A 20,274-nucleotide genomic window follows, 5' to 3' on the forward strand; every position below is an offset into this window, starting at 1 on the left:
CTGTGCCAGAGAAACTGCTTCGCCAAACAGGAAACCTGGACAGGAGTCTGACAGAGCTCTTAGTGAGGGACGGGAACGGTTATTCCCACTCTTCGCCAGTGAGCACCTCGGTCAGGTATTGGTCCATAAAGACAGAATCACTGATGATCCTGGCTCCCTTGGCTAACCGTGGAATATCAACCATGGTATGCAACTCACTGGTCACCAGAATAGTAACCCGTTGATCAATACCCGACTGTACTGCTGCACCGGCCTCCCGCGCCAGATCCGTCAGATAATCAATACCATTATCATGGTTATCTTCGTAACCGGACAGGTTGACGGGGCCGAGAAATGCTACCACTTCCCCTTTTAACGGTTGATGCTCAGAAAGCATGATACTCTTTCCTCATATCGACTCCTCATTCCACTCCTCCAGATGATATCGACCAGCTAGCGTCGTGGGCCTCGCTAACCGGGCTTCTGGCTGCTTCATCTGTCACTCTATTTTAACGCCTGCAACGGCAGTCGAAATGAACAAATTCAGCTATTAAATGGCCTTCTAAGTCCAAAGATGCAGGTTGATGTTTTGGTCGGGCTGACAGATGATGCTGTTTGTTTTTTTGAGAGGTCTTCAAGGGAGTTAACCGATGAGTAATACAAATGGTCCCTATGCAGGGAGTTGTCTGTGCGGTGAAATTCGATATGAAGTACAGAAGATCGGATCGAAAATGGGGCATTGTCATTGCTCCATGTGTCGGAAGTTTCATGGTGCTGGATTTACAACCTATGGTGAGGCTGCTGCGGAAAACTTTCGCTGGACGTCAGGAAAGCAATTGCTGAAATCTTTCAAAGCACCTAATGGCACCGTAAGAACTTTTTGCAGTGAATGTGGTTCCAGTTTGACCTTTGCTTCTGCAAACGATAAGGGCGAGGTTGTGGAGTTTGCTCTCGGAACCCTGGATAGCGAAATACCTCAGCGGCCGGATGTCCACATATTTGTAGGAAGCAAGGCGAACTGGAGTACTATTGCTGACGATCTACCTCAATTTGAAGGGGACAGACAAAGTCGACGGTTAAAATAAAGCTGTCGTCAGGTCACGTGTCATTAAGGGGAGCTTATGATAAAACTTTTTGGATTTGGTAAAGGGCTGGGGTTGCATGATGCGAGTCCGTTTGTGCTGAAAACGCATACTTTTCTGCGCCTTGCGGGTCTCGAATATGAAGCGGTTGCACGTATCAGTAATCTGCAAAAGGCCCCGAAAGGTAAGTTGCCGTTTATCGAGGATCAGGGTAAAAAGATTGCCGATTCAAGCTTTATTATCGACTACCTGACGGAGCAGTATCAGGTTGATCTTGATTCCTGGCTTTCCACAGAGCAGAAAGCGCAGGCCTTCATGGTAGCCAGAACTCTGGAGGAGCACTTCTATTGGTGCCTGGTCTGGATGCGTTGGGTTGACCCGGCGGGTTGGAATCAGATCTGTCCGATATTCTTTGGTGGGCTTCCAGTGCCGTTAAAGCAGATCGTGCCTCGTGTTGCGCGGGCTGGTGTAATTAAGTCGACGAAGGCTCAAGGGATCGGTCGACACAGCCGTCAGGAAATTCACAGTATTGCGGATAAGACTTTGCAGCATTTGTCGGTATTTCTGGCAGACAAGGTCTATCTGATGGGAGAACGATCGTGCTCATTGGATGCTACCGGGTTTGGGTTCCTGGCGCAGTTGATATTGTCTGAATTTGAAAGTGAGCTTTGCGAGATGGCTAGGGGGCATGACAACCTTGTGGACTATTGCCATCGTATGCAGAAGGAACTGTTTTCCAGTTAATTTTTCGGCGGTTTATGTTGGATTCGGTGTTAAAGATTATCAGCTCATTGGTTAAGTCTTATCAAATTGGGGCCTCTGATATGAGGCGTGTTGAGAAAATCTGCAAGAAAGTCATCGTGGCAGGCGTGTCACTATTGCTGGCTGCCTGCAGCAGCGTTTATAAACCTCAGAATAAGCCATTCCCCACCGACTCATCGTCTGAGACCGGCTATCATCTGGATACATACAGTCAACAACACAGTTTTGGCGATACGCTCTTGATTCTTTCTTTTTCCGGAGGAGGAACTCGTGCGGCAGCGTTGAGCTATGGCGTTTTAAAGGAGCTGCGTGAAACCTATCTTCCCTCCAAAATGACCCGGCGACGTCTGTTGGATGAGATCGATATGATTTCCTCAGTGTCAGGAGGAAGCTTTACGGCCGCCTATTATGGACTTTATGGCGAGGATATTTTTGAGGATTACGAAAAAGTCTTTCTGAAGCAAAGTATTCAAAGCGCATTGATCAGGCAACTGCTGACCCCAACCTATTGGTGGCGTTCACTGTTTACCGCTTTTGACCGTACAGAAATGGCCATCGAGTACTACGATACCTTTATCTTTCGCGGCGCAACCTTTGGAGATATTCCAGTGGAACGCCGACCATACATTCTGATCAATGCCACAGATCTGTCTGCCGGTAATCGCTTTTCATTTACACAAGACGTTTTTGATCTGTTCTGTTCCGATCTTGGCAAGTTACCCATTGCCAGGGCAGTAACAGCGTCTTCAGCAGTGCCTGTCGCTTTCCCTCCTGTTGTTATGGAAAACTTTTCAGGGGATTGTGACCAAAGTCGATCGCTGATCAATAAAGGGCCTGACGACAAGAACTTCGTAGACCGGAGACTGGAAGAGCAGAGGCAGAGTTATCTAGGCTATCTCAATCGGGAGCATCGTCCCTATATACACCTGGTCGATGGCGGCATAAGCGATAACCTCGGGTTAAGGGCTGTGCGGGAAAGCTTCGGATATATCACTCGCAACGATGATGTCAGACGTGAGCTGAGTAAAGCAGAACGGGTTGTGATTATTCTGGTGAACGCTGAGGTGAGGCCTTCAACGCCTATGGATCTATCCCCCAATAAGCCAGGGATCGTCGAAACAGTGGATGCTGTCAGTAACGCCCAAATCAGGAACTATAATCTGGAGACTCGACTGCTTCTGAGTCAATACGGCCAGAAATTCTCAGAAAATGAAGGCAAGAAATTCTATTTTATTGATGTGAACTTTGAGTCATTCAAAAAAGATTCGTTTAAGCGCTTTTTCAATAACCTGCCGACCAGTCTGGAGTTGAAAAGCAGTGAGGTGAACTCCCTGATTGAGGGAGGCCGAACACTGCTGAGAAATGCCCCGGAATTTCAGGCTTTGCTGGAGGATCTGAAAGTTGCACCGTCACCAAAGCGCCAGTTGCTGGAAAGTTCAATTCCTGCGTCGGAGGCTATGGTTGAAGAATAGCTGAGTTGTAGGAGCGTCAGCATAGGCGTTAGTGTTTCAGGATTCGCAATGATGCGAGAAATGCCTCAAAACCTTTCTCGCCGCGTTCGAAATACACACGTTCTGTACCGCTATATAAAACCTGATAGACATAGTTTTCACCGGTCAGTACGATCAGGCTGCCAAGCATCCAGGCACCGTTCGAGATTTTAAATCGATATTTCAAGGTGAACCCGGAAAGACTGCCGTGTTGTGCCGGCTCGAATGCCAGTCTTTCCAGTTTGGACACCTCGGAGCTGTTTTCGATGTTCTGCATATAGAGCTCACCCAGTTCGCTCACGAGTGCGTTCTTGTCCAGTGTTCGATCAATGTTGGTGAGCTTTTTTCCGTATCCGATACGAGAGATGGAGACTGATTGCAGTAGCTCTCCGTCCCTGGTTAAAACGATTGCTTGGGAGCGCGGGTACAGGTACCAACTGGCAGGAACTGTGAAATCGACATCCAATCCATGGGTGATAGTATCTATCGCCTGCGCCTCTTCGGCATAGGTGTACAGGGTTGAAAACACCAACGCTACCAACATGGTGATCGAGGGCAAAACTTTCATTGTTCAGTGTCCTTGTGCTCTTTAATTTCCCGTAAATAGGCTTCGATAAACATGCGGTCCTTAGCCTCGGGAGCTTGCTTTAAATATTGTGTCAGGTGTTCTCTGGCGTTTGCCCAGTCTCTATTTTTGAAGCTGAGTAGGCCCAGTTCGCGTCGAATATCGGGTTGGTCTTCTAGCGCCAGTGCCTGATTTAACAAGCTTCGATATTCCTCGTCCTCTCCCTTGAGCTGAGCAATCTTGGCTTCGTAATAGCGAAGCACGGCGTTATTGCTTTCATATTCTTTCAGTCTGGGTAGCAGATGTTCTGCCTGGGCTGTATTGCCCAGCTCGATATAGTTTGCCAGTGTGGACCACGCCATATCACGGAAAATAATATTTGGGGTTGATTCAATTGGGGCCTGTTTCTGCTGGTTGCTGTTATTACCGAATTCAAGCTGACCAAAACTATCAACCCGTTCTTTCATCCGTGGATGGGTGCTGAAAAAATAGGGTGTGTCATTTTCGGTTATACCCTCGGTTGCTTCACTTAGCTTCCTGAATATTCCAGAGCCTTCTGCAAGGTTGTATCCTGCCTGGTTGAGTCTCTCGGCAGCATAGTGATCAGCGTTCCGCTCAAGGTCTCTGGAGTAACCGCTGATAGAACCTGCCATGTGCAGGCCACCAAATATATTAATGAGCGGTAGCGCGGAGAAGCCGGCATAGAGGTTGGCGGCACTCTTTCTCTGATCTGCAGCTCGCGCCGCATCTCTGTGCACAACATGACCGATTTCATGAGCAAGAATCGTCGCCAGTTCGGCTTCTGAATCTATCAGGCTCAGCAGACCGGTGTGAATATAAATATGACCGTTAGCCAGAACAAAGGCGTTGTAGTTAGGGTTTTCTATGACCTGTATGTTGAGCTTGATATCCCCCAGCTCCAGGCTTCCAACCAGCCGTCTCGCGATCCGGTTGAGGTAGTCCTGAACTTCCGGATCGTGGTAATAGTGGCGGCTATCCTCAATACGCTTGCTCAATCTGTCCGCAGTTATTCTCAGGCGGGCATCTTCTTTACCAGGCTGATAACCGGGGTCTGTGATTGGCTTAATCTGCGAGCCTGAGCAGGCTGTCAGCAAAACGCAGACCATGCTCGTCAAAACTAACTTATTAACTGATTTTGAAGTCATCATGGCGTCGTGGGGAAACTTTCCAGAACTTTGGTCATGATGTACTGATGTATATTAGGCTCTCGAAAGTTTGTGCCCCCTATGGTCTGGCTGGAATGCCACAATATAGCACCATCTCTATTTACCAATGCCATCGTGATCGTTCCTTCGGGATTGGTGAAATTCACCACGCCAAATACCAGTTTTACCACAGCACTGGCGCTTTCGGAGACTTTTCTGCTGGTGCTCAAGTACGCGTCTGCTCCAATGACGATAAGGGCAGCATCAATATCCCGATTCTCGAACAGAAACGAAACATCCCCGAGTGAGTAATCAAACGGTTTATCTCTTCCGGGCAGGCTGATAGGGCTGAATTGGTCCAATACTCCGGCATTCAGCGTTGCGGCCACTCGTTTATAGAGGGGCATGACTTCTTCAATCTGGTTTTCCTGACCCTGAATATCAATGGGAGTCAGTTGGTACGGCGTCTTGCTGAAGAAGTCAGACATCAAGTTTTTGGTGACTTCCTTTGCTTGAACTGCCCAGTCTTCACGGGGTTCCACCAGGTCTCCGGGAAAGATCTCCATCATCTGGATATCCAGGGGAAGCAGTCCGATAGTGTTTACCGAGACCATTTTTTCTTTGATATCAGAGACCTGAAGGCTTCCGGCAAAAACTGTAGAGGGTAAGGTTGCTAGTAGCGCTGATATCATCATGAAGGCGCCAATAAATGAATACCTGCTCATGAACTAGTACCTGACAACAAATGGTGAAATGTAGGTAATGGGCAAAGTGCCATTAATCACTTCCTTGCCCTGTAACTGAGGGTACATGGCTCTCAACTCACTGACATCGAATTCATACCGTTCCTTTATCGCCAGTTGAGCTGTTCGGATTCTGCCTGAAGACAACATTTCCATTGTAAACGCTCCAAGATAGGTCACTGTACCTGGTGCGAATTTGAGTGGGATGTAGTAATCATTAAGCGCGCGGGTTGTATATGGATGGGCATAGACCTCGATATCCGCCAGAAAGTATTGCCCCGGAACGATTTCCATGAGGAAAAGCGAATCATAGGGAGTTGTCTTTTCGGGTGCGTTATCTTCGCCACCTTTCCAGAACTGTAGCTCCGGCATCATGCCTAAGGTGCCCCAGTCAAAACTGAGTGAAAAACTGTTCTCGGCGGACTCTTCAAGTCCAATAGAGGCTTGGTTTTTCAACAAAAGGCTTGCGTTAACATTGCTAACATCAGGTGCCGTCGACAGGCTCCCGACAATCCAGGCACGCTGGTCATCAAGTGGGGTAAGTGTCGTGGGTGATTGGGTCCTCACTATTCCAGGAGCGGTCAGACACCCAGAAAGTAAGGTAAAGACTGTGATAAGAACTGCAAATCGCATGGCAATATCCGTTAAAGGGCGACTCTTCTGCCCATCCCTATTTTAAACAGGCGCCAGTATAACGGGTTTTAATGTGATTTGTAGTCACGATAACGTGAAATCAGCGATTCCCGTCATCGTGACGTGAGTCTTATTTGTTGAGACTCAGGCTTCTGCCAGTTTGGAGGAGGATACAGGATTGCCCTTATCCACAAACATTTTCTTCACAAGTGGAAGGCTGTCTCTGGTATCAATAGCAACCGTTGTCAGCAGACCGGCAATCATCGCTCCGACCACGCCGCAGCTCAGGACATCCTGTCCGGTCAGATAAAGCCCTTTAATGTTGGTTTTCGGGCGTAACCAATCCTGTTCGAAGCGCTCTGGCGTGTGGTCAAGGCCATAGATTTCTCCGCGACTGTATCGGCAGAAGTAGTCAGTGGACAGAGGGGTGGAGAGCTCGTAATAGTCGATTTTGCCTTTTAATTGCGGCAGCTTCTCGTATACATAAGCCAGAATACGCTCACTGAGTTCTTCTTTCAGCTGATCATATTCCTCGCCACGCTTGCCCCAAATCGTGTCTTTCCATTTGGCAAACTGCTCGTAAGTGGTTGGCGCAACGACTTCAATGGAGGACGTGCCGGGATAGCGACTCTGGTAACTGGGATCCTTGGCAGAAGGAAATGAGATATACACCACCGGGAATGGATTGTTCTGATCTTCCATAAACCTGGCAACACTGGCGTCATGATCCGTGCTCGGATAAATCCAGAAATTGGTTTTCGGCAGATTTAACTCTTCTGCGGTGTTCTTGACGCCGATATACATGCCCAGATGTGGCATGGACGGAGTAATGTGACTGCGCTGCTTTGTGTAGCCGGCTTTTTTGGCCATGGTATCGGGCATCAGTTTTTCGAAGGTATTAATGACGCCAGCATTGCTGATGATACGGGGTGCATAGAGACAGTTGTCATCTGCCATTCTAACACCGACAGCTTTGTTTCCTTCGAACAGTATCTCTTTGACATCCGCGTAAGTCAGGACATCACCGCCAGCACTCTGAATGACCGGAATGATGGTTTCGGCCATACGGGAAGCACCGCCTACCGGGTAGTATCCACCATGGATATAGTGCTTGGCGATCAGTGCGTGAATCAGAAAACTGGATTCCTTTGGTGTCAGTCCGCAGTCTCCCCATTGCCCGGTCAGGACGGCAATCAGCTTTTCGTTTTTGGTCAGGCCAGAGAGTACTTCGTAGGTGGTCTTGTTAAAGTAAGAGGGTACGACTGGTTTGGTGGCAATATTCAGAATTTTTCGGATCGGCCAGGGAAGAATTTTCTTCATGGTGAAGAACTGCATTCCCGTGGCCACTTTGCTCAACATGGCGACATATTGGCGAATGGCCTTCTCTTCCTCAGGAAAATAACCAGCCAGGCTGCGGATAAAACCTTCTTTACCCTGGTGGAGGTCAAACTGCTCATCGCCAATATAGAAGCGGTCATAGTTATCATCCATGGGAGCCCATTTGAGCTGCCCCTCGGTGATGTAATCAAACAGCTTTCTCCCCAATGTGTTGGGTGACCCCATATCCCCAATGTAGTGAACTCCTACATCCCACTCGTAGCCATTACGGGCATAGCTGTGAGTGAAACCACCTGCTGTGTAATGTTGTTCAAGCACCAGGACTCTCTTGCCCTGTTTGGCCATACACGCAGCGGTGGTCAACCCGCCAATTCCGGAGCCGATGACAATAGCATCATAGTTGCCTTCCACCCGACTGGCGCGATACCGGGTCCCAATTCTGATAGGGCTTGGCTTCAGCGATTTTTTCTTGGAAGAGCTATTCTTATTGTTCGCTGTGCTCATGGTGTTCTCCTGATGGTTGTGCAATATTTTTTCAGAATATATGCAAAAAATTGCATAATCAACGATAAGGAGCAATAATTTGGGAAATTCTGTGATCCACTCAACTTTCTGTGACAAACATGGTAACGTCGCCTGATTGCGCAGCCTCGGGTTGCGGCGAAACGATTATAATAAAACAGCCCGTCGGTTCTGAGTTCTGATCCGTCGGCATTGAATTCTGAGTAGTTATGTCTCTAAAACATGCCATCCTGGCAATGCTGGATCTGGAAAAAGGTACCGGCTACGATATCGTTAAGCGATTTAACCGCAGCATTGGCCATTTCTGGTCCTCATCTCATCAGCAGGTCTACAAAGAACTCCACAAACTTCATGATGACGGTCTGGTTGAGTATGAAGCAGTGGAGCAGGCAGGTAAGCCGGATAAGAAAGTGTATTTCCTCACGGATTCTGGGTTAAAAGCGTTGAAAGCCTGGGTCAGGCAACCGGCCAGGGCCTTCAAAATCAAGGAACCCTTATTGGTCAAACTGTTTGCCGGGCGCCATGGCGATAAAGATGAACTTCTGGATGAGCTTGCCCGTCATGAGAAGTTGCACCAGGAAACTGCGGAGCAGTACGCGGAACTGGAAGCCCAGATGGATCACCTGACTCCCCGGCAACGGAAAAAGTATCTGTTGCCCTATATGACGTTGAGATTGGGGATTCATTTTGAAAAGGCATGGTTGACCTGGTTGGCGGAAGTGAGAAAAGTCGTCAAGGATGAACTGGATTAGGGAGCTATCATACTTAGCCCAGGGCGTATAAGTATCCTCACCAAAGCTTATCTTTAGTCGGTGCTTTGTCAGAAAGGCGACAAATCGACGACTCCTGATTTTTTATACTCTGTTCGATATAGAGGAGGAGTTGTCTGATGAAAACACTTGTTGATCACCTTTCCCAATACGCCGATTATCATCGTGATCGTCGTAATATCGCCACGCATTTTGTCGGGATACCGATGATTGTCTTTGCCGTGGCTGTGCTGCTTTCCCGACCCGTTTTCAATGTTGCAGACTTCCCTCTGACGGTTGCCCTGCTGCTGGCATTAGCTACCAGTAGCTTCTATCTGCGTTTGCATCTGGGTCTGGGAGTTCTGATGTCCGTCTTTATGGCACTGTCAGTCTGGGGAGGTTTTGTCATCGCGGCGGCAAGTACCGGGATCTGGCTATCCACGGGTATTGGGCTATTCGTTGTCGGTTGGATTGTCCAGTTTATCGGTCATTACTACGAAGGCAGAAAACCTGCATTTGTGGATGATCTTGTCGGATTGGTGGTAGGGCCCCTCTTTGTGGTGGTGGAATGGCTTTTCATGTTGGGGCTGATGAAAGACCTTCAGAAAGCGATTGAAGAACGGGTTGGGCCGACTCGTATCAATGCCGCATCAAAAACTCCTCATCAGGTCTGATTTCTGCGCGAAACTCCTGGTAACTCATGAGAAATCCGGGTTAGGCTCCCACAATAAAAATGATAACAGGGAGCCCCACCCCGCATGACCGCCCCACAGCGACCAACGGATTGTCTCGATCTGCTTAACACTGGCATCTGGTTCCAGAATCTGCCTGAACTTTTGAAAAACAGCCTGCTACAAATGTCAGCAATACGTCCGCTGGCCTCGGGAGAACATCTTTTCGAACGTGGTGATCATCCAGATGGAATATACGCCGTCATACAGGGGGCCTTGCGGGTCAGTGGCGTACGTGAGGACGGGAAAGAAGCCATTCTGACGTTTGTTGAGCCACCTAACTGGTTTGGGGAAATCGCTCTGTTTGATGGCCAGTTACGTACCCACACGGCCATTGCCGAAGGGCCGGTGACAGTACTCCATGCCCCGCAGAAAAAATTACACCGACTGCTGGAACAAAAACCTGAACACTGGCGGGATTTTGGTCTTTTGCTGTGTAACAAGCTCCGCTTTGCCTTTCTCGCGTTGGAAGACACTGCTTTATTCAGTGCATCAGAGAGATTGGTCAGACGCCTGTTGATGATGTCGGAAGGGTATGGAGAATGGACAGGGAAATCCCGTCGGGTTATCAGTCTGCACCAGGAACAACTTGGGATGATGCTTGGAATTTCTCGGCAGACGACGAACCAGATACTGAAGAACCTGGAATCCCAGGGGATTATTGCCCGGTCCTATGGCGAAATTGAAATACTGGATCCCGGCCGCTTGCGGGCATTGACCGGCGGAGAACTCAAAATACGTTAAGGCACCGCGTTTGATCCACAGAAGCCGGTGATGCCGGTAGTTTTTTATCCAAATGAATATTATCTGGGACGTGATATTTGTTTACACATCTCCCGCAGGATAATGCGCCTGGAGATTACCCCCATCACCCGCTGGCGCTCATCAACGACGGGATAGATCTTGGGCTTGTGCTGCTGCATCATGCTGGCAAGATCCAACAGGTTGTCATCGGTTTTGGCGGCCAGAACCTCCTTACGCATAATGTCTGAAACCGTGGCAGCTCGGTCGGCGTAGTACATTACCTGACTGACAGTTCCCAGGCAGTCCTGTTCTGAAATCCAGCCTATCAGAGCTCCTTCGCCATTGACGACGGGCCCTCCGATTAATTCATTCTGTACCAGGTTCATCGCCGCCTCGACCACGGGCATTTCCGGGGTAAAGGAGACGAACTTGCGGCTCATGCAATCACTGACCTTCAGGTTTTCCATAAAGATTCTCCACTCGCTGATATTGAAATACATACTGGTAATGTAGGAGTAATGCAAAAAACAGGTCAGGTAGTGTAGGTGGCGGAATAAGCTTTTTATTTCAAAGGGTTGTTACGAAAGGGACGAAGATAGATCAGCGCATGACAGTCCTGGTGTGTGCTAATGTGGTGCGCTATGTCTTTCTCCAATGAAAATAGCGCACCATGATGAATCTACTGATGAGGGAGAAAATTGCCTCTACGACCAGAAATAGTGCGTTGCAAAATTATTGATTAAGCAACCTCATGGCCATTTCCGGATAACGTGATCCCTGCACCATTTCTTTGGGGAAGTCCTGCATGATTTTCGCCAGTTCTTCATTTGAAAGAGTGATCTCAACTGCTCCGGCGTTCTCTTCCAGACGTGACACCTTCCGAGTTCCGGGGATAGGGACCAGGTCTGGCTGTTGATGGAGCAACCAGGCAAGGGCCAACTGAGCTGTCGTGCACCCCTTGGATTCTGCCAACTCTTCAACCCGCTCGACCAGTGCCAGATTTCTTTGGAAGTTTTCCTCTGAAAATCTGGGGTTGGTCAATCGCCAATCGTTTTCTTCAAATGCTTCTCTGTTCCTGTAGGTACCGGTCAGAAAACCGCGCCCCAGGGGACTATAGGCAACCGGGCTGATACCAAGCTCCCGACAGGTCGGTAAGACTTCATCTTCAAGCTCCCTTGTCCACAGTGAATACTCGCTCTGAAGCGCTGTAATCGGATGAACGGTATTAGCCCTTCTGAGAAGTCCGGCATTCGCCTCGGACAATCCGATATGCCGGATCTTACCTTCCTTTACCAGATCAGCCATGGCTCCGACGGTGTCTTCAATAGGAACTGTGGAGTCCATTCGGTGTTGATAGTAAAGATCAATATGATCAACCCCCAGACGTTTCAGGCTGTCTTCACAGGATTGACGTACGTAATCAGGGTGACCGCTGACGCCGAGAAATTGACCTTCGTCATCGCGCTTTATGCCGAACTTGGTGGCCAGTACCACATCATTACGTCGTCCGGATTCTTTTAACACTTTACCTAGGAGCTGCTCGTTAGTATGGGGGCCGTACATGTCGGCGGTATCCCAGAAATTGATTCCGATATCCAGCGCTTTCAGCAATGTGTCAGTGGAAGACTGGTCATCCTTATGTCCATAGAAATCGGACATTCCCATACAACCAAGCCCGATGGCAGAAACTTCCAGTCCAGATAAACCCAGTTTGCGTGTTTTCATTGTCATACCTCGCCTGTTTGCTGTTGTACATGTCGACCTCGTCGACGAACTTTTTCAGTATGTCGAAGGTGAGCGGGAGGGTAATAATCAAGAACTCCGGGAAACATGCCTATTCCTACAAAGTTATCGATCTGCACTGGGCTTAAACCCTTCCAGTTGCGCATAATGCTACGATCTGCTGGAGAGTCGCCCTGTACCTCAGAGATTTCTGTGCACCTCTGAGTTAGTAGAGAAGAATTACGTAAATGGAGAATAGTCACTATGGACATGTTGACCCTTGATCGTCCACCGAGAACGATGCTGGCAAAAATGCTGGAGAAGCATATGCCGGAGGACGGAAAAGTGCAGACTTCCGTTCCGGGTCTCTGGTTGATTCGGAGTGCTCATACGAACCAGAGGGGGCCGGTGGTCTATGAACCCAGTCTCTATGTCGTGGCTCAGGGGAGTAAGTGCGCCTACTTTGGTCGGGAGACCTATTCCTATGATGCTCTCAACTTTCTGCTTCTGACGGTTCCCTTGCCACTGGAAGCCCAGGTCGTCCGGGCGTCGCCGGATGAGCCCTATCTTGCTGTGCGTCTTGAACTGGATATGAATATGGTGACGGAATTGTTGATGGAGCTCGACCAGGGCGTGAAGCCGGTTAGTGATATCGTTTTACGTGGGATATGCTCCTCCCGTCTTGATTCAGAAATGAGCGACGCTGTCCTGCGTCTGGTGAAGACCCTGGAAAGCGGCCCGCGTTCCAGAATATTGGGCCCGATTGTTACCCGGGAAATTCTGTTTCATTTATTACAGGGCGAGCTGGGCCACATCCTGCGCTCTTTTGCTCGACAGGATCGCCATAATCATCAGGTCGCCAGGGTGCTTCAGTTTATCCAGAAGAATTATGCCCAGGCTCTTGAGGTCAATGACCTGGCATTATTGGCGAACATGAGTTCCTCCTCGTTTCATAACCACTTCAAAACCGTGACGGGATATTCTCCTCTGCAATACATCAAGAGCCTCCGTCTACATGAGGCTCGTCGGATGATTCAGCAGGAAACCCAGAGCGTCAGTGATGCCGCCTACAGAGTGGGTTATGTCAGTGCCTCTCAGTTCAGTCGTGAATACAAGCGGATGTTTGGCGAAACTCCCAGCAGGGATGGAGTCGGGTGGTCAATTCTTAGATAGTCAAGGTCAAAGGCTCCTGACACAAATTGTCAGTAGAACCACACCAGCCCGTTGAAGCCTTGGCAGTTGGGTATGACAATGCTTGGATATATGACTCATTAACTAATACGACAGAGCCTGCAAGGAGGAATGATGACTAAATCAGTGAAACCCATACCGGATGGTTACCACCAGGTGACTGCGTATCTGGTTGTTAAAGGCGCGGCGGAAGCCTTAACTTTCTATCAAAAAGCCTTTGGTGCCATTGAGAGAATGCGGTTTACCACACCTGCTGGAACCATTGGACATGCTGAGATCATGATTGGTGAATCCTGTGTGATGCTGGCAGATGAGTATCCTGAAATGAATTGCATCGGACCAAAGACACTTGGAGGGACATCTGTCAGTCTGATGGTATATGTCGAGGACGTGGATCACTTTGTCGAACGGGCTGTCAACGCGGGAGCAAAGGTTCTGCGTCCGGTCCAGGACATGTTCTACGGTGACCGCACCGGCACTCTGGAGGATCCGTTTGGCCACCAGTGGCATATAGCAACCCATATTGAAGATCTGACTCAGGAAGAGTTGGAGGAGCGGGCAAAAAGCCACATGTGAAGGGCACGGGGTGTGTCAGGGGGCGGAGGGACATATAGGGAATCAAGAAAAGACTGGTGCAGCATTTTCCTTTGGGAATCCGCTTCCGGTTGCAGCTTTGGAATATCCGGTTAGCATTACAGTAAGACCATAGCCGCGAGATCAATGATGATTGGATCCATCAGTGCCAAACTGTACTCGGACAACCCGACTGAAACTCTCTATCACTATACGTCTTACACCGGACTGATGGGGATCGTGGAATCGAAGGCAATCTGGGCGGGTGACATACGGTATATGAACGATGCGGCGGAGCTGCGTCATACTGCTGATTTGATCAAACAGGAAACAGCCCGCCGGATCAGTGATGGTCACGATAACCCCGTGTTGCTGAACAGCTTTTTTGACTGGGTGTCACATCGTATTACTAATGGGCATATGCTGTTCGGTGCTTCTTTCCGGGCGAACGGTAATCTGCTGAGCCAGTGGCGGGGGTATAGCACCCATGGCAAGGGGGTCAGTATCGGGTTCTCCCCGGACCATATTCTGGATTGCGCCAACCAACAGAAGTATCAGGTAGGTCGGTGCCTATACGATCCCGCGGCACAGCAGAATCTAATTTCCGATGTGCTGGATTCAGTAGAGACGCTGGCGGCGACCAGTACGGATAATTCGGCCAGTTACCTGGACCTGTTTACCTGTATCGAAGAGGATCTGCTCCGGATAGCGGCCATTCTGAAGCATCCTTCTTTTCAGGAAGAAGACGAATGGCGGATCGTCTCGCCTGTAGTGACCGATTTTATGACTTCGTCAGTCAAGTTTCGTCAGGGCACTTCGATGTTGGTGCCATATCAGGAGTTCAGCCTGAAAGATGCAGCGAATGGCAGGATACCCCTTGAGCATATCTTTTTGGGACCGACACCTAATATGGAATTATCCATGAATTCGTTGAGCCTTTATTTAACCAAAGAGGGTATATTGCCGGTACGGGGCCTGAGTTATTGCCAGATCCCCTACCGGCTGCGTTGATTCTACAAGATCAACATGAGCACCATTGATGCTTCTACAGATCCTCGTTCGAGGAACGCTTGCTCTGTGTTGCGGCGATCAGTTGCGTTTCAATTGCCTGCCAGTCCAGGTGCGTGTCATGAATAATTTCCAGTCTTGAGGTTTGGCCCTCAGCGAGAGAAGATGTCGTGATAACACCGTCTTCTGCGTTGATGCTCAGCCAGCTTTCACTTGTATGTAAAACCGCTTTTGCACGGATTGCACCGAGACCATATAGCAGAGATAGAACCTGAACCGGGTCAAACTGATAGCTGTCAGGGAAAATCCAGCCACAGGCGTGGTAGCCACTTTCAGAACGTTGTTTACGGACAATTTCTTTTACGCTGGCAGATGGAAGATCCATCACCGACAGCACTCCCTGATGCTGCAGTGGAGCATGCTCCTGACGCGCCTGCTCAGCGGCCATATGATTTAGCAGGCTTGGGTCCAGATTGCCCTGGCTTATTTGAGCACTGATCGCCTCTCGGCCGGTTGATGCATCGACCTGACGCTTCCATTTCTCGAATCTCTCAAGATCCTCTGGGGTACACAAATCTGTTTTTGCGGCGACCAGGACGTCAGAGATTAGAGCCTGCTTTCTGAAGATGTCATTTTCCAGGTATTTGGACTGAGTCAGCTTGCGGGGATCCACCAGGGTGATGCTGGCCCGTAATTCCAGCAGGGGCTGGTAGAACTCACCGCGTAAGATAGAAATGATCTCGTCAGGGTGGCCGAGGCCGGAGGGTTCTATCAATAGTCGATCCGGTTTTTGACTTAGCAGCATATTCAAGCCGATCTGCATGGGTAATCCATTCACACAACACATGCAGCCCCCCGGAACTTCCCGGACCAGAGCCCCCTGGTCGGCCAGCATGGCTCCGTCGATACCAACGTCGCCGAACTCGTTGACAAGAACCGCCCAGGTTTCGCCTTCCGGCTTAGTTGCCAGGAGATGTCGGACGGTGGTTGTTTTTCCGACACCAAGAAAGCCAGTGATGATATTGGCAGGAATTACTTTGTCTGACATGGAAATATTCCTTAATCCGGATCGACGAAGGGCTGCTCAGGTTACAGGATTGCCTGGGCAGCCCGGGTACTCCGGAAACGCTTAAGGATCAGTTGGACGTGTCCTGGTCCAGCATTTGCGATACATGAGTAACGCTACGGATTTCCGCCACAAAGTCGTAGGCGTCTCCGGGGAAATATGAGCGCGTGAACTCTACCGGAACTCCGTCATCAAGCAAACCTAGACGTTCGATATATAGCACAGCACTGTCTACGGGAATTTCCAGCAACTGCGCGCGTTTCTCATCAATCGATATGGCACGTAACCGCTGCAGTGCCTTAACCGGACGTATTCCGTTAACGGTGAGGGCATCATAAAGTGAGTGAGTCACCTCGAAAGGGTTGTCCAGAAAGCGTCTTGGAATGGTGGCGGTTTCCAAAGCCATTGGCTTGTCATCTGCCAGTCGCAGGCGGTAAAAACGTACCACTTCATCTTCTGGCGTCAGCTGCAGCGCTCTCAGTTCATCTTCGTGAGGCATTCCGACAGATCTGTCCAGCCAGCGGGAACCGGGCTTTTTGGAACGCTCCCGCATGATTTCAGAGAAGCTTTTAAGGTAATTCAGTGGTTGCTCAACCCGGTCGGCAACAAAGGTGCCGGCCCCCTGACGCTGGGTAAGGATACCTTCCTCCACCAGGTCATCAATGGCGCGCCTGACCGTTACCCGGGAAACCCCCATGACGGAAGCGATCTCTCTTTCGGCGGGAACCACATCTCCTGGTCTGAGTACATCTTTCTCAACGGCTTCGCGAATTTTTCTCTGCAGTTGCAGATAAAGCGGCGCCGTGTGACGGGAAAGGTCATCGGGTGTTCCGAATATCTGGCTGATATAGGGATGGATAATCTGTTGTTCAGGTTTATTCATGGCCTGTTTTTACTATTGTCCCCATGTAAGGCTGGCTCTGCGTAAAGACACACTGGTCGTTTCAGCAGAACCCCACGTTGTCGTTTCACCTATTATGCCTGACTTGCTGTCACGATCGCAGGATTATCTGCGGGAATTTCCGCGCTCCTGCGAATTCTGGGCAGCGCCTTGCCATCCATATTAAACACATGAACGGACTCGGGCGCAAAACTGGCCTGTAGTTTATCACCGACTTCCACTTCGGATTCACCTTCTCCGCGTACAACCACTTCTGTGCCGTCGGCCAGGCTCATGTAGATATAAGTGACTTCGCCCAGATGTTCCACCAGTTTTACGTCGCCAGATAACTGTCCGGGAAGATTTCGGCCCTCAAAAAGATGTTCAGGGCGTATTCCGACAGTGACTTTTGTGCCCTCCTGAATACCAGAGGTATCCACATGAGCCTGCACCTGTGTTCCATCTTCCAGAGTGATGGTGAGATATTCCGTTGCGGTCTTATCGACATGTCCTTCGATGAAGTTCATTTTGGGGGAACCGATAAAGCCGGCAACAAATTTGGTCTGGGGATAACGATAGAGTTCCAGGGGAGAGCCACATTGCTCAACGCGTCCGGCATTCATTACCACAATTTTATCACCCAGAGTCATGGCTTCCACCTGATCATGGGTTACATAAATAATGGTAGCGCCCAGGTCTTTGTGGAGCTTGCCGATTTCCACCCGGGTTTGAACGCGGAGTGCGGCGTCAAGGTTCGATAGAGGTTCGTCGAACAGAAACACGTTAGGATCACGGACAATGGCGCGACCGATGGCTACACGTTGACGCTGTCCGCCTGAAAGCTCTCTTGGCAGACGATCCAGTAAGTGATCTATCTGCAGGATCTTGGCAGCCTGCTCTACTTTTTCCCGAACGGCTCTCTTGTTTTGACCGGCGATTTTGAGTCCGAAAGCCATGTTCTTGAACACTGACATGTGCGGGTAAAGGGCATAAGACTGGAATACCATGGCAATACCGCGCCGTGCCGGATCGAGGTGGTTGACGATCTTATTGTCGATAACCAGTTCTCCGGCGGTAATTTCCTCAAGTCCGGCGATCAGTCGGAGCAGTGTTGATTTACCGCAACCGGAAGCGCCGACCAGCACAACAAACTCACCATGTTTGATATCCAGATCGATGCCGTGAAGGACGTCGACTTTGCCGTAGCTCTTTTTTATATGATTCAGTTTTACGTCGGCCATTGTTCACCTCATTGTTCGACGTTGTGGCTCGCCGCGGCAATGGCGGCAAACCCAGTAGATCTTGTTTTGTCACCCGTTTTGACGGCTACACAAGTGACGTTCTGCAGGCAGGTTTGGGTGTTCATATCCGGGATCATTTCACCGCCCCCGCAGTCAACCCTCTGATCAATTGCCGGGAAAAGACCAGATACAGGATCAGGACCGGAACAATGGCCAATGTCAGTGAAGACAATACAGCATTCCAGTCTGTGACAAATTGCCCGATGAACTGCTGAACTCCCAGCGTAATCGTCTGGGTGGATTCGCTCGGTGCCAGAATTAATGGGAACCAGAGATCGTTCCAGATTGGGATCATGGTAAACACGGCAACTGTTGCGAGCGCCGGACGAATTAGCGGTAAAACGATCTGGAAGAAAATCTTGTACTCGCTGACATTATCGCAACGAGCTGCCTCTTTGAGCTCTTTGGGAATCGTCCGGATAAATTCCGACAAAATATAGACTGCCAAGGGGAGGCCCTGGGCAATATACACCAGCACCAGAGCGGCGAGAGTGTTCACCAGATGAAGATCGACCATCAACTGCAGGATACTGACCGTACCCAGTCGGATGGGAATCATGATCCCCATGGCAAACAGAATGGCGATAAACAAATTACCCCGGAACTTATACTCTGTGAGCGCCCAGGCGGCCATGGCCCCGAAAAGCAACACGAAGAAGAGGGACAGCAGCGTGACGACCAAGCTGTTAAAGAAAAACACATCAAAGGTTGAGCGTTCCAGAACCTCGGTAAACCCTACCAGGGTAAAGGTAGATGCGTCCGGAAGCGCCAATGGATCATTGAATATGGCTTTTCTGGATTTAAAGGCATTGATCAGAATCACCAGGATCGGAAACAAGGCAATCACGGTATAGGTGATCAGTACCGCATGAACACTGAGCTTTTTCAGAATACCGGGGCGCAGGATGGCAGATTTCCAGTCCTGGCTCGGAGTAGCGATGGCTTCTTTGGCTAACATGGAGACCCTCCGATTACAGCTGGAAGCGCTGGATGCGCCGTTGAACAAAGAACAGATAAACCATGACGCCTATCAGAATGATCAGGAACATCAATGTGGCGACAGCGGCTCCCATCGTGGGACTGCCCTGCTGGAGCTGGAAACCGAAGAACGTGCGATAGAACAGTGTTCCCATAATGTCTGTGGAGAAGTTCGGGCCCGCCAGTGCGCCTTTCACAGCATAAATCAGTTCAAAGGCATTAAAGTTGGCCACAAACGTCAGGATTGACACCATGCTGATAGTCGGCAGGAGCAAGGGGAGCTTGATATGCCAGAACACATGGCGGCTCTTGGCGCCGTCAACCACGGCAGCATCTGTAAGATCTTCTGGAATATTCAGTAATGCGGCATAGATCAGCATCATTGGAATACCCACAAACTGCCAGACAGAAATCAGAGAAAGAGTAATCAGCGCGGTACTTTCTTTGCCCAGCCAGGCATCAAAATAGTTACCCAGGCCAATGTTGTACATGAAGTCTTCGCTGATTCCCCAGAGCGGGCTGAGCAACAATTGCCATACGAAACCGATGATCACGACAGATAGCATGGTCGGCATGAAAATCAGTGTCCGATAAGTGCCGCTCAGGCGTAACTTTGGTGAACTCAGCAGCATGGCAAGCAAGAGGCCGATAGGGTTTTGCAGTGCCATGTGGATGGCAAAGAAGATCAGGTTGTTTTTCAACGCATTCCAGAATGGCTCTGACCAGAACTCGTTTAGCAACAGGTTACTGTAGTTCTGCAGACCGACGAAAAACTTGGCGCCGGTCTCATCTTCACTGAATAGTCCCAGTCGCAGAGTATCCAGCAATGGATACACACTGATCGCGACATAAATCAACAATGCCGGTCCCAGGAAAAAAACAATATGCCAGGGAAATGGCTTGGAAACTTTGGTTAGCGGGCCATTGTCGGCCTGCGGTTGAATCTGACTCATAGTGTCGCTCGCGGTTGGTTTCATAAGCGCCTGCGGCTTAATTTTCTAACATGAGCTGTTTGAAAATCTGTTTTACTGCTTAGCACCTGTCCTGTTCT

At 49.6% G+C, this 20,274-nt stretch carries 22 protein-coding genes; 9 read left to right on the plus strand and 13 right to left on the minus strand.

Annotated elements, in window-relative coordinates:
* Positions 1–79: 79 nt before the first annotated feature.
* Complete coding sequence (locus tag F566_RS0130130; protein ID WP_020410785.1) at positions 80–376, minus strand: hypothetical protein; 297 nt, start codon at positions 374–376, stop codon at positions 80–82.
* A 253-nt stretch (positions 377–629) separates the two neighbouring features.
* Between F566_RS0130130 and F566_RS0130135 the strand changes: the two genes are divergently transcribed.
* The 3 genes from F566_RS0130135 to F566_RS0130145 all read left to right on the plus strand — a co-directional run bounded on the left by F566_RS0130135 (position 630) and on the right by F566_RS0130145 (position 3,295).
* Complete coding sequence (locus F566_RS0130135) at positions 630–1,064, plus strand: GFA family protein (RefSeq protein WP_026180423.1); 435 nt, start codon at positions 630–632, stop codon at positions 1,062–1,064.
* Between the two features lie 36 nt (positions 1,065–1,100).
* Positions 1,101–1,805: a glutathione S-transferase family protein gene (locus F566_RS0130140; protein ID WP_020410787.1), complete on the plus strand. Its 705-nt coding sequence runs from the start codon at positions 1,101–1,103 to the stop codon at positions 1,803–1,805.
* Between the two features lie 80 nt (positions 1,806–1,885).
* A complete protein-coding gene (locus F566_RS0130145) occupies positions 1,886–3,295 on the plus strand; it encodes a patatin-like phospholipase family protein (protein ID WP_157497226.1) in 1,410 nt (469 codons plus the stop codon).
* A 28-nt stretch (positions 3,296–3,323) separates the two neighbouring features.
* Here the strand turns inward: F566_RS0130145 and F566_RS0130150 are convergent, their stop codons facing one another.
* The 5 genes from F566_RS0130150 to F566_RS0130170 all read right to left on the minus strand — a co-directional run bounded on the left by F566_RS0130150 (position 3,324) and on the right by F566_RS0130170 (position 8,262).
* Positions 3,324–3,881: a hypothetical protein gene (locus F566_RS0130150; protein WP_020410789.1), complete on the minus strand. Its 558-nt coding sequence runs from the start codon at positions 3,879–3,881 to the stop codon at positions 3,324–3,326.
* Positions 3,878–5,005, minus strand: coding sequence for a M48 family metallopeptidase (locus tag F566_RS0130155; protein ID WP_245555340.1), 1,128 nt, complete (start codon positions 5,003–5,005; stop codon positions 3,878–3,880). Before F566_RS0130155 ends, F566_RS0130150 begins: the two co-directional genes overlap by 4 nt.
* Positions 5,006–5,043: 38 nt before the next feature.
* Positions 5,044–5,769, minus strand: a complete 726-nt coding sequence (locus F566_RS0130160; protein ID WP_020410791.1) for a hypothetical protein — start codon at positions 5,767–5,769, stop codon at positions 5,044–5,046.
* A 3-nt stretch (positions 5,770–5,772) separates the two neighbouring features.
* The gene (locus tag F566_RS0130165; RefSeq protein WP_020410792.1) at positions 5,773–6,420 is read right to left on the minus strand and encodes a hypothetical protein; all 648 of its coding nucleotides are present in this window, start codon (positions 6,418–6,420) and stop codon (positions 5,773–5,775) included.
* 144 nt (positions 6,421–6,564) lie between these two features.
* The gene (locus tag F566_RS0130170) at positions 6,565–8,262 is read right to left on the minus strand and encodes a phytoene desaturase family protein (RefSeq protein ID WP_020410793.1); all 1,698 of its coding nucleotides are present in this window, start codon (positions 8,260–8,262) and stop codon (positions 6,565–6,567) included.
* Between the two features lie 227 nt (positions 8,263–8,489).
* Here F566_RS0130170 and F566_RS0130175 point away from each other — a divergent pair, with 227 nt between their 5' ends.
* From F566_RS0130175 to F566_RS0130185, 3 genes are all read left to right on the plus strand, one after another.
* Entirely contained in the window at positions 8,490–9,032 is a 543-nt protein-coding gene (locus tag F566_RS0130175) for a PadR family transcriptional regulator (protein ID WP_020410794.1), read from the plus strand.
* Between the two features lie 137 nt (positions 9,033–9,169).
* Positions 9,170–9,703 carry an Mpo1 family 2-hydroxy fatty acid dioxygenase gene (locus F566_RS0130180; RefSeq protein WP_020410795.1) on the plus strand — a complete coding sequence of 178 codons (534 nt, stop codon included), beginning with the start codon at positions 9,170–9,172 and terminating at the stop codon, positions 9,701–9,703.
* Positions 9,704–9,787: 84 nt separating this feature from the next.
* Positions 9,788–10,504 (plus strand): Crp/Fnr family transcriptional regulator, encoded by a 717-nt coding sequence (locus tag F566_RS0130185; RefSeq protein WP_020410796.1) that lies wholly within the window; start codon positions 9,788–9,790, stop codon positions 10,502–10,504.
* 59 nt (positions 10,505–10,563) lie between these two features.
* On the opposite strand, the gene F566_RS0130190 is transcribed toward F566_RS0130185, so the two are convergent.
* Both F566_RS0130190 and F566_RS0130195 read right to left on the minus strand, forming a co-directional pair.
* Positions 10,564–10,971 (minus strand): CBS domain-containing protein, encoded by a 408-nt coding sequence (locus tag F566_RS0130190; RefSeq protein ID WP_020410797.1) that lies wholly within the window; start codon positions 10,969–10,971, stop codon positions 10,564–10,566.
* A 265-nt stretch (positions 10,972–11,236) separates the two neighbouring features.
* On the minus strand, positions 11,237–12,229 hold the full coding sequence (locus F566_RS0130195; RefSeq protein WP_020410798.1) for an aldo/keto reductase: 993 nt from the start codon (positions 12,227–12,229) through the stop codon (positions 11,237–11,239).
* A 261-nt stretch (positions 12,230–12,490) separates the two neighbouring features.
* Here F566_RS0130195 and F566_RS0130200 point away from each other — a divergent pair, with 261 nt between their 5' ends.
* The 3 genes from F566_RS0130200 (at position 12,491) to F566_RS0130210 (ending at position 15,001) form a co-directional block, all read left to right on the plus strand.
* Positions 12,491–13,399 (plus strand): AraC family transcriptional regulator, encoded by a 909-nt coding sequence (locus F566_RS0130200; protein ID WP_020410799.1) that lies wholly within the window; start codon positions 12,491–12,493, stop codon positions 13,397–13,399.
* Positions 13,400–13,528: 129 nt separating this feature from the next.
* Complete coding sequence (locus F566_RS0130205; RefSeq protein WP_245555333.1) at positions 13,529–13,993, plus strand: VOC family protein; 465 nt, start codon at positions 13,529–13,531, stop codon at positions 13,991–13,993.
* A gap of 144 nt (positions 13,994–14,137) precedes the next feature.
* Positions 14,138–15,001, plus strand: a complete 864-nt coding sequence (locus F566_RS0130210; RefSeq protein WP_020410801.1) for a DUF2971 domain-containing protein — start codon at positions 14,138–14,140, stop codon at positions 14,999–15,001.
* Positions 15,002–15,035: 34 nt separating this feature from the next.
* Here F566_RS0130210 and F566_RS0130215 read toward each other — a convergent pair whose 3' ends face one another.
* From F566_RS0130215 to F566_RS0130240, 5 genes are all read right to left on the minus strand, one after another.
* Positions 15,036–16,046 carry a CobW family GTP-binding protein gene (locus F566_RS0130215; protein ID WP_020410802.1) on the minus strand — a complete coding sequence of 337 codons (1,011 nt, stop codon included), beginning with the start codon at positions 16,044–16,046 and terminating at the stop codon, positions 15,036–15,038.
* 88 nt (positions 16,047–16,134) lie between these two features.
* A complete protein-coding gene (locus tag F566_RS0130220) occupies positions 16,135–16,947 on the minus strand; it encodes a GntR family transcriptional regulator (protein ID WP_020410803.1) in 813 nt (270 codons plus the stop codon).
* Positions 16,948–17,039: 92 nt separating this feature from the next.
* Positions 17,040–18,185 (minus strand): ABC transporter ATP-binding protein, encoded by a 1,146-nt coding sequence (locus F566_RS0130225; protein ID WP_020410804.1) that lies wholly within the window; start codon positions 18,183–18,185, stop codon positions 17,040–17,042.
* A 133-nt stretch (positions 18,186–18,318) separates the two neighbouring features.
* The gene (locus F566_RS0130235; RefSeq protein ID WP_020410806.1) at positions 18,319–19,203 is read right to left on the minus strand and encodes a carbohydrate ABC transporter permease; all 885 of its coding nucleotides are present in this window, start codon (positions 19,201–19,203) and stop codon (positions 18,319–18,321) included.
* A gap of 13 nt (positions 19,204–19,216) precedes the next feature.
* Complete coding sequence (locus tag F566_RS0130240) at positions 19,217–20,176, minus strand: carbohydrate ABC transporter permease (protein WP_020410807.1); 960 nt, start codon at positions 20,174–20,176, stop codon at positions 19,217–19,219.
* Positions 20,177–20,274: the final 98 nt, after the last annotated feature.

This window comes from Hahella ganghwensis DSM 17046, from assembly GCF_000376785.1.
GTDB lineage: Bacteria > Pseudomonadota > Gammaproteobacteria > Pseudomonadales > Oleiphilaceae > Hahella > Hahella ganghwensis.

Coding starts and splice junctions, on each gene's coding strand:
- F566_RS0130145 (WP_157497226.1), top strand. CDS start 1,886: ATGAGGCGTGTTGAGAAAATCTGCAAGAAAGTCATCGTGGCAGGCGTG.
- F566_RS0130130 (WP_020410785.1), bottom strand. CDS start 376: ATGCTTTCTGAGCATCAACCGTTAAAAGGGGAAGTGGTAGCATTTCTC.
- F566_RS0130210 (WP_020410801.1), top strand. CDS start 14,138: ATGATGATTGGATCCATCAGTGCCAAACTGTACTCGGACAACCCGACT.
- F566_RS0130240 (WP_020410807.1), bottom strand. CDS start 20,176: ATGAGTCAGATTCAACCGCAGGCCGACAATGGCCCGCTAACCAAAGTT.
- F566_RS0130155 (WP_245555340.1), bottom strand. CDS start 5,005: ATGGTCTGCGTTTTGCTGACAGCCTGCTCAGGCTCGCAGATTAAGCCA.
- F566_RS0130135 (WP_026180423.1), top strand. CDS start 630: ATGAGTAATACAAATGGTCCCTATGCAGGGAGTTGTCTGTGCGGTGAA.
- F566_RS0130225 (WP_020410804.1), bottom strand. CDS start 18,185: ATGGCCGACGTAAAACTGAATCATATAAAAAAGAGCTACGGCAAAGTC.
- F566_RS0130235 (WP_020410806.1), bottom strand. CDS start 19,203: ATGTTAGCCAAAGAAGCCATCGCTACTCCGAGCCAGGACTGGAAATCT.
- F566_RS0130180 (WP_020410795.1), top strand. CDS start 9,170: ATGAAAACACTTGTTGATCACCTTTCCCAATACGCCGATTATCATCGT.
- F566_RS0130195 (WP_020410798.1), bottom strand. CDS start 12,229: ATGAAAACACGCAAACTGGGTTTATCTGGACTGGAAGTTTCTGCCATC.
- F566_RS0130170 (WP_020410793.1), bottom strand. CDS start 8,262: ATGAGCACAGCGAACAATAAGAATAGCTCTTCCAAGAAAAAATCGCTG.
- F566_RS0130150 (WP_020410789.1), bottom strand. CDS start 3,881: ATGAAAGTTTTGCCCTCGATCACCATGTTGGTAGCGTTGGTGTTTTCA.
- F566_RS0130165 (WP_020410792.1), bottom strand. CDS start 6,420: ATGCGATTTGCAGTTCTTATCACAGTCTTTACCTTACTTTCTGGGTGT.
- F566_RS0130200 (WP_020410799.1), top strand. CDS start 12,491: ATGGACATGTTGACCCTTGATCGTCCACCGAGAACGATGCTGGCAAAA.
- F566_RS0130220 (WP_020410803.1), bottom strand. CDS start 16,947: ATGAATAAACCTGAACAACAGATTATCCATCCCTATATCAGCCAGATA.
- F566_RS0130140 (WP_020410787.1), top strand. CDS start 1,101: ATGATAAAACTTTTTGGATTTGGTAAAGGGCTGGGGTTGCATGATGCG.
- F566_RS0130215 (WP_020410802.1), bottom strand. CDS start 16,046: ATGTCAGACAAAGTAATTCCTGCCAATATCATCACTGGCTTTCTTGGT.
- F566_RS0130160 (WP_020410791.1), bottom strand. CDS start 5,769: ATGAGCAGGTATTCATTTATTGGCGCCTTCATGATGATATCAGCGCTA.
- F566_RS0130185 (WP_020410796.1), top strand. CDS start 9,788: ATGACCGCCCCACAGCGACCAACGGATTGTCTCGATCTGCTTAACACT.
- F566_RS0130190 (WP_020410797.1), bottom strand. CDS start 10,971: ATGGAAAACCTGAAGGTCAGTGATTGCATGAGCCGCAAGTTCGTCTCC.
- F566_RS0130175 (WP_020410794.1), top strand. CDS start 8,490: ATGTCTCTAAAACATGCCATCCTGGCAATGCTGGATCTGGAAAAAGGT.
- F566_RS0130205 (WP_245555333.1), top strand. CDS start 13,529: ATGATGACTAAATCAGTGAAACCCATACCGGATGGTTACCACCAGGTG.